The organism is bacterium (assembly GCA_036504735.1).
In the GTDB taxonomy this organism is placed as follows: Bacteria; Electryoneota; RPQS01; order RPQS01; family RPQS01; genus DASXUQ01.
Map to the genome: position 1 here is coordinate 539,936 of DASXUQ010000005.1, position 13,272 is coordinate 553,207.

Sequence of the window (13,272 nt, forward strand, 5' to 3'; positions counted from 1 at the left end):
TGTTGATGACTCCTGCTCCGAAAAGACTCCATGATCTGACAGTTGAACTGCGGGACTGCCGCCGGTTCGGCGACGGCGATCCGCTGGTCCACTCTCTGGCCTATGACTCCCGCGCCGTCCAGGAAGGCAGCCTGTTTGTCGCCCTGCGCGGCCTCAAAGCGGACGGCGCTCAGTTCATTCGGGATGCCATCGCACGCGGCGCCGCCGCCATCGTTGCGGACACCGCGCCGGAAAGTGGATTGCAGGTTCCCTTCATTAGGGTGCAGGACGGACGCAAAGCCCTCGCCGAGTTGGCGTGGAGCTTCTATGATCACCCCGAACGTTCTTTGACTCTGGCCGGCATCACCGGCACCAACGGCAAGACGACGGTCGCCACGCAGTTGCGCGCGGTGCTGGATTTTGCGGGACATCGCACCGGGTTGATCGGCACGTTGGGCATCTATTATGGAGAGGTCGCCGCTGAATCGCCGCGCACCACGCCCGAGTCCGCCGACCTTGCCGCTCACTTTGCCGCAATGCGCGCGCTGGGATTTACTCACGCCGTCATGGAAGCGACATCCATCGGCATTGATTTGCAGCGCACATGGAAGCTTCCCTTCCGTGCGACGGTCTTCACCAATCTCACGCGCGACCATCTCGACTATCACGGTTCCGTGGAAGCCTATCGCGATGCCAAACTGCGGTTGTTTCAGGAGCAGGAACCGGATGGCGCGGCGGTTATTAATCTGGACGATCCGGCGGCCAACGATTTTGTGAAGGCTGCACGGGCCAAGGTGCTGACCTATTCTCTGTTGACGAATGCGGATTTCCGCGCAACGAACCTCCGGTTGACCCGCCAGTCCACGAGCTTCGATCTGGTGACCGCCCACGGTACACTGCCGATTGAAGCTCCACTGATCGGACACTTCAACGCACAGAATCTACTCGCCGTTATTGCCACCGCCTTCGCCCTGGGAGTTCCCCTTGAGATCACAAAGCAGGCGCTCGCGCAAGCCGTCCCTGTCCCTGGCCGTGCTGAGATGGTGCGATCATCCGCGCCTTTCACGGTCGTCGTGGATTACGCTCACACACCCGACGCTCTGGAAAAGATCCTGAGCACCCTTCAGGCTTTGGAGCACAACCGCATCTTCACGGTGGTTGGCGCGGGCGGTGACCGTGACCACGGCAAGCGCCCGCTGATGGCTGAAGTCGCGCACCGTTTGAGCGACCAATTGTTTTTGACCAGCGATAATCCGCGCAGTGAAGATCCCGAAGTCATTCTGAATGAGATGGCCGCCGGACTCAGCGCAGAGAATCATTACTTCCGCAATGCCGACCGGCGACTGACGATTGAGACGGCTCTGGCGGAAGCACGCAACGGTGACATTGTCTTGATTGCAGGCAAGGGCCATGAATCCTATCAAGAGATTCAGGGCGTCAAGCATCCGTTTGATGATCGGCTTGTGGCCGCAGCGTACCTTTCGCGCGCCGGGTACGCACTATGAGTCTTCCTACGATTGGCTGGTTCGGTAATATTGTCGGAGCACATTTCCCATCTTTATTCTCCGATTTCTCCCTCGGCCCGATTTCCATTGACACGCGCACGCTGAAACCCGGTGACACGTTTTGGGCAATTAAGTCCAGCCGTGACGGCCACGACTTTGTCCCTGCGGCGTTCACGTCCGGTGCCAAAGCGGCGGTGGTGAATTTCGATTGGATGCAGTCGCCGGATGCTGAACCTTACCGCGAACGGTTGATCGCCGTTCCCGAAACAACCCTCGCGCTGACTCACGCCGCGCGGGCATGGCGCAATTCGCTGCCCTTTCCGCAGATCGGCATCACCGGCACCAACGGCAAGACGTCCACAAAGGATATTCTGCTGCGGATCCTGTCGGTGAAACGGAAGGCGACGGGGACGCCGGGGAATTTCAACAATGAGATTGGTGTGCCGCTGACGCTGCTGGCTACGCCGTCGGATTGCGATGCAGCTGTGATTGAAATGGGTGCGTCTCATCCGGGAGAAATTGCGGATCTTTGCCAACTGGTTAGGCCCACGCACGGCCTGGTCACATCCATTGGCCGGGCGCATCTGGCGGGCTTCGGCACACTCGAAGAAATTGCGCGCACTAAAGGCGCGCTGTATGATGCCGTTGCCGAAAACGGAATTGCTTACGTGCCGACGGATGATGCTCTTTGCCTTACAGAAGCGACAGAGTGCCGGCACAAAATCGGCTACGGCTTTTCCGGTAAGCCTGCAGATTGGAAAGCAGAATTCTACCAAGGCACAAAGCTGACGTTTGATTCGTCCGGTTGTGCGCGGTTTGAATTTGAACGTGTGGAGATCGAACTATCGGTGCCGGGCCGTCCGGCTGCGCTGTCCGCGCTGGCGGCACTGACTATTGCGCGCAACTTCGGTCTTTATGCCGAAGAGGTCCGCAAGGTCATTCAGGCTTGGCAGGGCGTCGGCGGGCGGGTAAGCATTGAACGGTTAGGCGGGATTACCGTGATGGATGATTCTTACAACGCCAACCCCATGAGCATGCGCGCCGCACTGGAGACGCTGTCCTTCCTTCCGGCCCGGAGACACGTGGCGATTCTGGGCGACATGAACGAACTGGGAAGCGACGCCGAAAGCGAGCACCGTGCGCTGGGCCGGGATCTGAAACAGTTTGATCTCTCGCTGAGTTTATTTGTAGGGGCTTTCGCCCCGCTGGCGGCAAGCGAGGCGCGGGGGCAAGGCATCGAAGCCAAGGCGTTCGCCACCTATGAAGAGTGTGATGCGGAATTGGCGACACTGATTTGTGCTGGCGATGCGGTGCTGGTCAAGGGATCGCGGTCCATGCGCCTTGAACGGGCTGTGCAGAAACTGAAAACGTTATATACCTGATGCTCTACCATCTCTTTCTGCCGCTTCGCGATGTCATCAGCGGTGCCAATCTGTTCCGTTACCTCACGTTTCGCTCCGCGATGGCGGCTGTGTTTGCTCTGCTGATCTCGTTTGTGGTCGGCCCGTGGATGATCCGCACCCTGCGCAAGCACCAGATCGGCGAGGAAATCCGAACAGACGGACCGAAGACCCACTTGAGCAAGGCCGGTACCCCGACCATGGGTGGGCTGATGGTGCTGGTGGCGGTAGCCGTACCTACCCTACTCTTTGCCAATCTGACGAATTTCTATGTGCTGCTCACACTGCTGGCGTTTCTGTGGATGGGCGCAGTCGGATTTCTCGATGACTATCTGAAGGCCGTGCGCAAGACGAAGAAAGGGCTGGTTGCGCGCTACAAGCTGCTCGGGCAGTTCGGCATCGGAGCACTCATCGCCGCCTTCATTATGATCTACCCTGAGCTTTTCGGCCATAATTTCGCGGCGCAGTCGACGCTCACTACCCTGCCGTTCTTGAAGAACGTGATGTTCAATTTCGGCATTCTGTACCCGATCATTGTGCTGCTCGTGGTCACGGGGACATCCAACGGGGTGAATCTGACGGACGGTCTCGATGGGCTCGCCATCGGTGTAACATCGATTGCGGCGGCGGCGTTTGCGGCGATCAGCTATGTCACCGGCAACGTGAAGTTCGCCGAATACCTCAATATCATCTACCTCGAAGGCGCCGGAGAGCTGACGATCTTCTGTGCGGCCGTGCTGGGTGCGGGTCTGGGGTTCCTCTGGTACAATGGCTATCCGGCGCAGGTGTTCATGGGGGACACGGGAGCGCTGGCGCTGGGAGCGGGTCTCGGCACGATGGCAATTCTGCTGAAGAAGGAATTCTTCCTCGTGGTGATCGGCGGCATTTTCGTGATCGAAGCGGTGAGCGTCATCATTCAACGGCTCTATTTCAAGTATACGAAGAAACGATATGGGACGGGGCAACGGGTTTTCCTGATGGCTCCCCTCCACCATCATTTCGAACAGCTCGGCTGGCATGAGTCCAAGGTGGTCGTTCGTTTCTGGATCGTGCAGGTGTTGCTGGTTCTGGTCAGTCTTACGATGTTCAAGGTCCGCTAATGGCTCTGGATTTGAATGGCAAGCGAGTCGCCGTCATCGGCGGTGCTCGCAGTGGGATCGGCGCGGCGAAGCTTGTAAAACGGCTCGGCGGGTATGCGCTGGTTTCGGATACCAAGCCGGCAGAAGCCGTGTCGTCCGCGCTGGAGGAGCTGCGGTCGGCGGGAATCGAGATGGAGACGGGCGAACACCGGCGCGTGGTTACCGAGAATTTCGACCTCGTGGTGCTGTCCCCCGGTGTGGTTCCCAAGCCGGACCTCGAGCAGGCATGGCAGGCGAAGGGCATTCCCGTCTGGTCGGAGCTGGAACTGTCGGCACGGGCAAGCACAAACCGTTGGATCGGAGTGACCGGGTCCAACGGCAAGACAACGACCGTGCACCTGATTGCGGATATGTTGAAGCAGGCCGGTATGGACGTCATGATGGCCGGCAACGTCGGCACGGCGTGGAGTGGGCTGCTGCCTGCGCCGGAGTCCCGCGTGTTTGTGGTCGAGGTCTCAAGTTTCCAGTTGGAAACCTCGCCGACCGTGCACCCCCATGTAGCGGTGCTGCTGAATCTGTATGAAAACCACCTTGACCGCCACGGGACGATGGACGTTTATGCCGGGCTGAAGGCGAAGCTGTTTCGCAACCAGACCCCCGGCGACGTGGCGGTTTTCAATGGCGAAGACATTCGAGTGCGGGAGATTGAGCGCGCTGTTTCAAGTCGCGTAGTAAGATTCGGCCTTTCGTCGGAGTTTGAGTTTTGGGCCGAACCGGACCGCCTGGCGTGCCGTATCGACGGACGTGAACAGGCGCTCATTTCCCGGGCCGATTTCCCCCTGATCGGCCATCACAATGCGCTGAATGCGGCGGCGGCCTCCGCCGCGGCTTACAGCTTTGGCGCGGATCTGGACGCGATTCGCCGCGCGCTCAAAGAGGCGAAGGCCGTGGAGCACCGCATCGAGTACGTGACCACCCGCAACGGCGTGGCCTACTACAACGATTCGAAGAGCACCAATATGGTGGCCACCATGACTGCCCTGAACTCCTTCCAGCGCGACGTGATTCTGCTGTTCGGCGGCCGTCCGAAAAAGGAATCGTTCGCGCCACTGGCCACCCGGATTCCGTCGCCGGTCAAAAAACTGATTATTTTCGGAGAGGCTCTGCCGAAGCTGCATGCGGATTTGCCCGCAGGCCTGCCGCTTGAAGAGGCGGCAACGATGGAAGCGGCGGTGTCACTGGCGCAGCGCGCGGCGCGCGACGGGGACACGGTGCTCTTGTCCCCCGGCTGCACGTCCTTCGACGAGTTCAACAACTTCGAAGAACGCGGCCGCATTTTCAAAGCTCTGGTCAAAGGCGCATGACCACTCCCTTTGCCGGCACCCCTCAAACCTCCTCGAACCTCGAACGCCGCGCGGGCTATGATGTCTGGTTGCTGGCGGCAACCATCGGGCTCTGCATCTGCGGTGCGATTTTCGTGTGGACCTCCTCCGCCGCTCACGCCTGGAAGATGGCGGGCGGGGATTCGGCGACCATTTTCTGGAGCCATATCGGCAGAATGGGCTGGGGGCTGGTCTGCATGACCGTGCTCTCCTTTGTAGACTACCACATTCTAAACAAGCAGGCCGCACGCTTTGCGATCCTGCTGGCGCTCGCCGCCCTCGTGGCCGTCCTGTTCATTCCCCAGCCTGCGGGCGCAACCGCCCACCGCTGGATCTACATCCGCGGCTTCAGTTTTCAGCCCGCCGAACTTGCCAAGTTCGCCCTCATTAACTACCTCGCCTTCCGCTTCGGCGAACACTTCGATGATCCCTTCTCTTCGGATCGCCGCAAGGTGTACGTCGGCTCGCTGATCATCTCGGTCTTCGTGATCGGTCTGATTCTGGTCGAGCCCAACCTGTCCATGACCGTGCTGGTTTTCGGCACGGCCGCTCTCCTCTTCTTCCTCTCCGGCATCCGCTTGAAGCCCCTGCTGATCCTGGCCGGAGCCAGCGCAATTCCGCTGAGTCTGGCGGCTTGGCTGACCCCGTATATGCGCAGCCGCCTCACGGCCTACGTGGACGGCATCGTTGATCCGCTCCGCGCCGGCTACCATGTGAAGCAGTCGCTCATCGGTATCGGGCATGGCGGCGTGACAGGGCTTGGCCTCGGCGGCTCAACCCAGAAGCATTTCTTCCTGCCCGAGCCCTACAAAGATTTCATCTTCAGCATCGTGGGCGAGGAGGCAGGATTGATCGGCAGCCTCCTGCTGCTGGCGGGCTTCGGGCTCTTTCTGGCTCGCGCCTGGAAGATCGCGCGTCACGCGCCGGACAGCTACGGCTATTATCTGGCGGCGGGAATCACCTGCGCGATTGCGATTTCCCTCACCATCAACGTCGGCGTCACCCTCGGTCTGCTTCCCGCGACAGGACAACCTTTGCCCTTCATCAGCTATGGCGGCTCTTCACTGATGATGACACTCGGAGCGGTCGGCGTCCTGCTCAATATTTCGAAACAGTCCCAGCGCCACTCCGATTCCCCACACCAACCCTACCGGTTCAAGTGAGCGGTCCGCGAAACAACCCAGTTCGGGTCCTGATTGCCGGAGGCGGCACCGGCGGCCATGTCTTCCCGGCCCTCGCCATTAAGCAGGCCATCGTGCGCAAGACTCCTCAGGCACAGGTGATCTTCGCCGGAACCGCAAGCGGCCTTGAGGCCAAGGTGATGCCGCGGGAAGGCGAGACGCTGAAGACCTTCTGGATCTCGGGCTTCTCGCGCCGCCACGTGCTTCAGAATCTCCTGTTGCCCCTGAAGCTCGCCGTGAGCTTCTCGCAGAGCCTCAAGCTGCTGCTGTCCTTTCGCCCGCAAGTGGTCATCGGGACGGGTGGCTATGTGATGGGACCTGTTCTTTGGACCGCGCAGAAGCTCGGCATTCCCACCGTGCTGCAGGAGCAGAACTCGCATCCGGGCTGGACTACTCGAGCCCTCGCGCCGAAGGCCGGCATGGTCTGCCTCGGGTTCGAAGAGGCCAAGGCCCGGCTGGGCTCTGCGCGAATGGAGTTCACCGGCAACCCGCTGCGATTGTCCTTCCGGGAAGAGGACTCAAGAGAGGCACGCCAGAGATGGACTCTCGATCCGAGTCGCCGCACGGTACTCGTCTTTGGAGGCTCTGCGGGAGCGCGGTCGATCAATCAGGCCATAGCGGGCGCGCTTGAAAATCTCACGGCGGTTTTCAATGTGATCTGGCAGACGGGCCGACTGGGAGTTCCGGAGTCCGCAAATCAGCATCTCATCGAAGCAGCGAATCACTCAGGGAATCTGAAAGTACTCGAATTTATCGATGATATGCCCGGCGCGTACGCGGTTTCGGACCTTGCCATCTGCCGCGCCGGAGCGATGACGCTGGCCGAATTGGCTATGACGGGCGTCCCCGCGGTGCTGATCCCCTACCCTTTTGCCACCGATGACCATCAGACAGCCAATGCAAAAGCGGTCGAGACACGCGGCGCGGCACTGTTGATTAAGGACGCTGACCTCACGTCACAAAATGTTTTTTCTGCTGTTCAGCATTGCATGAGTTCAGAAGAAGTATTATCTTCCATGTCTATAAAGATGAAGTCACTGGCCCATCCCGAAGCGGCGTCGCGCATAGCGGACATCGCGCTTTCTCTCACGGAGAAACCATGAGCGCGCCCAAACTCTTCCGCCGCGTCCGCCACGTGCACATGGTCGGCATCGCCGGCGCCGGCATGAGCGGCATCGCCGAGGTGCTGCTCAACATGGGCTTCGTGGTTTCGGGCAGCGACCTTCAACTGTCCGATATTACGAACCGCCTCGCCCGCCTGGGCGCCGTGATGCACGAGGGGCACACGGCGGACGCCATCCACGGCGCAGATGTGGTGGTATACTCGTCGGCGGTCAGGCCCGAGAATGTGGAGATTAGAGCAGCCCGCGAGCAGCACATCCCCACCATTCCCCGCAGTGAGATGCTGGCGGAGCTGATGCGGCTGAAGGTAGGGATCGGGGTTTCCGGGACCCACGGAAAGACCACGACGACGTCTATCGTCGGGGCCATTCTCCAGCGGGCGGAGCTGAATCCCACCCTGATCGTGGGCGGCATCGTAAGATCCCTGCAGTCGGGCGTGAAGATGGGCTCGGGAGAGTTGCTGGTGGTTGAAGCGGACGAGTTCGACCGCTCCTTCTTGAAATTGACCCCGACCCTTGCGGTGATTACGACCATCGAGCCCGAGCATCTGGACACCTATACGGATTTGGCCGGTGTGCAGGATGCTTTCGTGGAATTTGCCAACAAGGTCCCGTTCTATGGCAGCGTGATCGTCTGCGGCGACGAGCCGAACATTCAGGCGATCCTGCCCCGCATCAAGCGCCCGGTGGTGAGCTACGGGTTCTCCGAAGGCTGCGATTTCCGCGCCGTTCAGGTCGCCTTCAGCGGGCACCATGCGCGATTCAGCGTGGAAGGCGGCAAGTGCCAGGGGACGAGCTTTGAACTTCAGGTTCCGGGCCGTCACAATGTGCTGAATGCTCTGGCGTCGATTGCCGTGGCCGACGAGCTGGATGTGCCGCCGGATGTCACCCGCGCCGCGCTGGCCGAGTTTACCGGCGTTCACCGCAGGTTCGAGATCAAGGGCGAGTTCGACGGCGTGGTGGTGGTAGATGACTACGCGCATCACCCGACCGAGGTCGAAAACACTCTCCGAACCGCACGGACCTGCTGGCCGGACCGACGGATCGTCGCCCTCTTCCAGCCCCATCTGTTTACCCGCACCCGCGATTTTGCGGCCGATTTCGGGCAGGTGCTGCGCCTGGCGGATGTGATTCTGCTCACCGACATCTACCCTTCCCGCGAACGGCCCATCCCCGGCATCACGTCCGAACTGATTGCCACAGCGGCACGGCAGGAGGGTGCGGACCGGGTTCAGATTTTGAGTGGCGACATCCCGGCGGCCAGCGTAAGGGCGTTGCTTCGGTCGGGCGATGTGTTGATTGTGATGGGGGCGGGCTCGATTACGAAGGTGGCTCACGAACTTTCCGCCGGGGCTCATGATTCCCGCGCGTTGTGAACGCCTGCTGCGGCAGATAAGCTGCCCGGCCAAAGCGCTGGAGCCGCTGGCTCCGTTGACAACCTTCCACATCGGCGGTCCGGCGCAGATTCTGGCCGAAGTGCGAAGCACGGATGACGTCGTTGAGCTGATGAAGCTCCTCACGCAGGAGCAGGTTCCGTTCTTTTACCTCGGATTGGGCTCGAACCTCCTTGTCTCTGACGCGGGATTCGACGGCGTAGTGATTCGGGCTACTGGCGAGCTTTGCCGGATCGAGCTTTCCCATGGCCATATCCGCGCAGGATCCGGCGCCAGACTGCTGGATGTGACGATTTTCGCCGCGGCGCAGGGTCTGTCGGGAATGGAAACTCTGTGCGGCATCCCCGGTTCGGTGGGCGGCGGGCTGTACATGAACGCCGGGGCCTATGGCGGGGAGATCGCCGACACCTTTGTCGCAGCCGACGCGCTGACCGCCGACGGTCGCATCGTCACCCTGACCAAGGACGAGATCGGATTTGGGTATCGCAGTGCCCCGGCTCTGCAAAATGTGCTGATTCTTGAAAGCCGCTACGCGTTAGCCAAAGGCGAACCGGGCAAAATCTACAGCGAAATGCGCCGCGTGTGGAAACTACGCCGCGAAAAGCAGCCGCTGGACTTCCCTTCCGCCGGGTCCATGTTTAAGCGGCCCCCCGGAGACTATGCGGGACGGTTGATTGAAGCGGTGGGCGGCAAGGGGTTGCAGATCGGCGGCGCCAGGGTGTCTCCCAAGCACGCCGGGATCTTTGTAAATGCCGGAAACGCCACGGCCGCAGACGTCACCGCACTGGTGCGCGAGATCCGCCGCCGTGTCTATGAGAAGTTCGGCATCATGCTCCAAACTGAGGTCAAGCCCGTTGGCTTTGAAGCAGACCCGTTTACCATCGAAAGCTGAAAAGCGCCGCCGGACTCGCCGGGTTACGCTGATCTCGATCGTGGCCGTACTGCTGGTGGTGGGCACGCTTCCGCTCTGGAGCAACTGGATCGCACGGATGTGCGCGGGCCAATTGGTGGACTGGAGCAGCAGATTTCGGGTTCAACACGTGCTGATCTCCGGCAACCATGTGGTCGCCACGGAAACGATTGAAAAGCTGGCAAGCATCCCCAAGGGAACATCGCTGTTCAACGTGCCGGTTCACGCCGCCAAGACGCGGATCGAGAGCCAGGCGTGGATCAAAACCGTGGTGGTTCGCCGGCGGCTTCCCGATGCGATTGAAATCCGGATTGTCGAACGCGAGCCGATTGCCGCCGTGCGCAGCGACAAATTGCTGATTCTCACCTCCGACAGCGTGGCACTGGCGCCAGTCACCGATAACTGGGTCTGGGACTTTCCGCTGCTCACTCCTCCCCGCCCCGTCAGGTTAAAGGCCGGCGCGACGGTCAGCGACAGTTGCACGCTCGCCCTGTTACGGGAAGCCCTCAAACTGCACGCGGTCTCGAAAGACGCGTGGCACAACCTCAGCGAATTGTATTATGCCGACGGGCAAATGCACGCGGCACTCTCCCGTCCCGCCGTGGACGTCTTGCTTGGACACGGCACCAGCGAGCTGGCCTGGACCGGCGCATTGAAGATCCTGAATGGAAAAAGCTCAGCGGATCTGGCGCGCTATCAGAGCATTGACTTGCGCATACCTGGGAAGATTATTGTGGCAGAGGGCTCAGCGGCGACCGGAGAGCAAACACACGGATGAAAAAGATCGGAAGCACTATGGACCTGTTGTGCGGCCTCGATATCGGAACCACTAAGATCGTGACCGTGATTGCCGAGCCGGTGGGCGAGGACGAAGTCCAGTTGCTGGGAATCGGGTGCGTGCCTTCCCGCGGCCTGCGGCGCGGAGTGGTCATCAACCTCGAACAGACCACCGAAGACATCGAACGCTCCGTGGCCATGGCGGAAGAAGCGGCGCAGACCACGGTGCATGCGGCCTGGGTGGGATTGGCCGGCGAGCACGTCAAAAGCATCAATTCGCGCGGCGCGATTCCCATCAGCAAGCTGCGCGGCGAACCGACGGGCGAAGTCACCCAAACCGATGTGGACCGGGTGGTTGAAGCGGCCCGGGCCGTGGCGCTGCCGATGGACCGCCGCATCCTGCACATCCTCCCGCAGGAATACGTCGTGGATACCGAGCGCGGCATTCGCGCTCCGGTCGGCATGGCCGGTGTGCGCCTTGAAGCCAATGTCCACATCGTCACCTGCGCCGTTTCCTCTGCGCAGAACATCATGACCTGCTGCAAGCGCGCGGGTCTGACGGTCAATGAACTGGTATTGGAGCCTTTGGCGTCGGCGGCGAGCGTGCTCACCAAAGACGAGACCGAACTGGGCGCCGTGCTGCTGGATTTCGGCGGCGGTACGACCGATCTTGCCGTCTTCCACAATGGCTTTATCCGCCATTCGGCGGTCATCGGGTACGGCGGAGACTATATTACCCGGGACATCGCGGTCGGCCTGCGCACTCCCGTGGAATCCGCCGAGCACATCAAGATCGAAAACGGCGCGGCGCACATGCGCGTCATCGGTCAAAGCGAATTTCTGGAAATCCCCGGCGTGGGCGGCCGCGAGCCGCGCGAGATGAGCCGCTCCATGCTGGTCTCCATTATCGCACCGCGTGTGGAAGAGATTCTGACGCTGGCGCGTGACGAATTGGTTCGTTCCCGGACGATGGATTACATCGGAGGGGGCGTGGTCCTCAGCGGTGGCGGCGCCTCCATGCCGGGCATGGCGGAAATCACCGAAGAGATCTTTACCTTGCCGGTGCGCATCGGCGCGCCGCGCGATGCCGCACCTGGTGATGGCCTTGGGCTCGGCCCCAAGTTCGCCACCGCCGTCGGTCTTGTACGCTACGCTCATCAGCAGACGCGGCGCGGCGAGACCACAAACAACAACGGCCGTTCCTGGAAGCTTCGCGCTCCCGGCCGCGTTAAAGAGTGGTTTCAAGGAATCTTTTAATAGGCAACGAGGTCAAGGAGAGGAAGCACATGGACTCTAACCGGTTTCAATTTGCCGAAGAGATCATTGGCAGCGCCAAGATGAAGGTGGTCGGTGTGGGCGGCGCGGGCGGAAACGCGTTGAATTGCATGATTGAGGCGGGGCTGGCCTGCGTGGACTTCGTCGCCGTCAACACGGATGCGCAGGCGCTTCAGCAGAATGGCGCCGCCAAGCGCATCCAGATCGGTCGCGAAACGACTCGCGGTCTGGGTGCCGGAGCAAATCCCGATGTGGGCCGGATTGCCGTTGAAGAAAACCGCGATGAAATCCGTGCCAGCCTCGAAGGGGCCGACATGGTATTCATCACGGCGGGTATGGGCGGCGGCACGGGCACGGGCGCGGCTCCGATCGTGGCGGAAATCGCCAAGGAACTCGGCGCACTCACCGTCGGCATCGTCACCAAGCCCTTCGCCTTTGAAGGTAAGAAGCGCTCGGCGGCGGCGGAACGCGGTCTGCTCGAACTTAAGCAGCACGTAGATACGCTGATTGTCATCCCGAACCAGCGCCTGATTTCCATCGTCGAACGCGACACTACGTTGAAAGACGCCTTCAAGATGGCGGACAACGTGCTGCTGCAGGCAACCAAAGGCATCTCCGACCTGATCGCGGTGCCCGGCATCGTCAATGTGGACTTCGCCGATGTGCGCACCGTCATGGCGCAGCGCGGCGACGCTCTGATGGGCGTGGGCGTGGGGCGCGGCGACCATCGTGCGGTGGAAGCGGCGCAGCAGGCGATCTCCTCCCCCCTGCTCGAAGAAGTTTCGATTCGCGGCGCGCGGGCGATTCTCATCAACATTACCGGCGGCGATGATCTGGCGCTGCATGACGTGTCCGAAGCCACGTCGGCGATTTATGAAGCCGCGGGCGAAGACGCCGAAGTGATTTTCGGCGCGGTGTCCGATTCATCCATCACGGGCGAACTGCGCGTCACGGTCATTGCTACGGGCTTCAATCAGATCGACGTCAAGGCCGGCCCGCAGCGCGTCATGACCAGCACCAACGGGAACGGCAATGGAAACGGTAACGGCAACGGCAATGGCGGCACCAAGCTGTACGAGCCGCTGCGCTCAGCGCCCATTGAAGTCCGCAGCTTTGAGCCGCGCGTGGTGCGCATGCCCGACACGTCCAACGTGCAACCGTTGATGCGCGAGACCAACGGCAAAATGGAGCAGGTAGTGGTCGGCGAAGATTCCTTCGAAATTCCCACCTTCCTCCGTCACCAGATGGACTGATCAGCTAACGTATTTC

Annotated in this window: 11 protein-coding genes; all 11 read left to right on the forward strand. The window is 60.9% G+C overall.

The window, feature by feature from the left end:
- The first annotated feature begins 5 nt into the window (after positions 1 to 5).
- Genes VGL38_04050 through ftsZ form a run of 11 tightly spaced genes read left to right on the forward strand, consistent with a single transcriptional unit; the run spans position 6 to position 13,256 of the window.
- Positions 6 to 1,484, forward strand: coding sequence for a UDP-N-acetylmuramoyl-L-alanyl-D-glutamate--2,6-diaminopimelate ligase (locus VGL38_04050; protein HEY3294584.1), 1,479 nt, complete (start codon positions 6 to 8; stop codon positions 1,482 to 1,484).
- Entirely contained in the window at positions 1,481 to 2,866 is a 1,386-nt protein-coding gene (gene murF / locus VGL38_04055; GenBank protein HEY3294585.1) for a UDP-N-acetylmuramoyl-tripeptide--D-alanyl-D-alanine ligase, read from the forward strand. The genes VGL38_04050 and murF overlap by 4 nt, the downstream gene beginning before the upstream one ends.
- Complete coding sequence (gene mraY / locus VGL38_04060) at positions 2,866 to 3,984, forward strand: phospho-N-acetylmuramoyl-pentapeptide-transferase (GenBank protein HEY3294586.1); 1,119 nt, start codon at positions 2,866 to 2,868, stop codon at positions 3,982 to 3,984. The genes murF and mraY overlap by 1 nt, the downstream gene beginning before the upstream one ends.
- The gene (gene murD / locus VGL38_04065; GenBank protein HEY3294587.1) at positions 3,984 to 5,327 is read left to right on the forward strand and encodes a UDP-N-acetylmuramoyl-L-alanine--D-glutamate ligase; all 1,344 of its coding nucleotides are present in this window, start codon (positions 3,984 to 3,986) and stop codon (positions 5,325 to 5,327) included. Before mraY ends, murD begins: the two co-directional genes overlap by 1 nt.
- The gene (locus VGL38_04070) at positions 5,324 to 6,508 is read left to right on the forward strand and encodes an FtsW/RodA/SpoVE family cell cycle protein (protein HEY3294588.1); all 1,185 of its coding nucleotides are present in this window, start codon (positions 5,324 to 5,326) and stop codon (positions 6,506 to 6,508) included. Before murD ends, VGL38_04070 begins: the two co-directional genes overlap by 4 nt.
- Positions 6,505 to 7,629: an undecaprenyldiphospho-muramoylpentapeptide beta-N-acetylglucosaminyltransferase gene (gene murG / locus VGL38_04075; GenBank protein HEY3294589.1), complete on the forward strand. Its 1,125-nt coding sequence runs from the start codon at positions 6,505 to 6,507 to the stop codon at positions 7,627 to 7,629. The genes VGL38_04070 and murG overlap by 4 nt, the downstream gene beginning before the upstream one ends.
- On the forward strand, positions 7,626 to 9,023 hold the full coding sequence (murC, locus tag VGL38_04080; GenBank protein ID HEY3294590.1) for a UDP-N-acetylmuramate--L-alanine ligase: 1,398 nt from the start codon (positions 7,626 to 7,628) through the stop codon (positions 9,021 to 9,023). Before murG ends, murC begins: the two co-directional genes overlap by 4 nt.
- Entirely contained in the window at positions 9,004 to 9,933 is a 930-nt protein-coding gene (gene murB / locus VGL38_04085; protein HEY3294591.1) for a UDP-N-acetylmuramate dehydrogenase, read from the forward strand. The genes murC and murB overlap by 20 nt, the downstream gene beginning before the upstream one ends.
- Positions 9,934 to 9,973: 40 nt before the next feature.
- Positions 9,974 to 10,729 (forward strand): FtsQ-type POTRA domain-containing protein, encoded by a 756-nt coding sequence (locus VGL38_04090; protein ID HEY3294592.1) that lies wholly within the window; start codon positions 9,974 to 9,976, stop codon positions 10,727 to 10,729.
- Positions 10,726 to 11,985, forward strand: coding sequence for a cell division protein FtsA (gene ftsA / locus VGL38_04095; GenBank protein ID HEY3294593.1), 1,260 nt, complete (start codon positions 10,726 to 10,728; stop codon positions 11,983 to 11,985). The genes VGL38_04090 and ftsA overlap by 4 nt, the downstream gene beginning before the upstream one ends.
- Before the next feature lie 29 nt (positions 11,986 to 12,014).
- Complete coding sequence (gene ftsZ / locus VGL38_04100; protein ID HEY3294594.1) at positions 12,015 to 13,256, forward strand: cell division protein FtsZ; 1,242 nt, start codon at positions 12,015 to 12,017, stop codon at positions 13,254 to 13,256.
- The last annotated feature ends 16 nt before the right edge of the window (positions 13,257 to 13,272 follow it).

Excerpts from the sequence above, each read along its gene's own strand:
- VGL38_04050 (HEY3294584.1), top strand. The coding sequence starts at position 6 with ATGACTCCTGCTCCGAAAAGACTCCATGATCTGACAGTTGAACTGCGG.
- murF (HEY3294585.1), top strand. The coding sequence starts at position 1,481 with ATGAGTCTTCCTACGATTGGCTGGTTCGGTAATATTGTCGGAGCACAT.
- mraY (HEY3294586.1), top strand. The coding sequence starts at position 2,866 with ATGCTCTACCATCTCTTTCTGCCGCTTCGCGATGTCATCAGCGGTGCC.
- murD (HEY3294587.1), top strand. The coding sequence starts at position 3,984 with ATGGCTCTGGATTTGAATGGCAAGCGAGTCGCCGTCATCGGCGGTGCT.
- VGL38_04070 (HEY3294588.1), top strand. The coding sequence starts at position 5,324 with ATGACCACTCCCTTTGCCGGCACCCCTCAAACCTCCTCGAACCTCGAA.
- murC (HEY3294590.1), top strand. The coding sequence starts at position 7,626 with ATGAGCGCGCCCAAACTCTTCCGCCGCGTCCGCCACGTGCACATGGTC.
- murB (HEY3294591.1), top strand. The coding sequence starts at position 9,004 with ATGATTCCCGCGCGTTGTGAACGCCTGCTGCGGCAGATAAGCTGCCCG.
- ftsA (HEY3294593.1), top strand. The coding sequence starts at position 10,726 with ATGAAAAAGATCGGAAGCACTATGGACCTGTTGTGCGGCCTCGATATC.
- ftsZ (HEY3294594.1), top strand. The coding sequence starts at position 12,015 with ATGGACTCTAACCGGTTTCAATTTGCCGAAGAGATCATTGGCAGCGCC.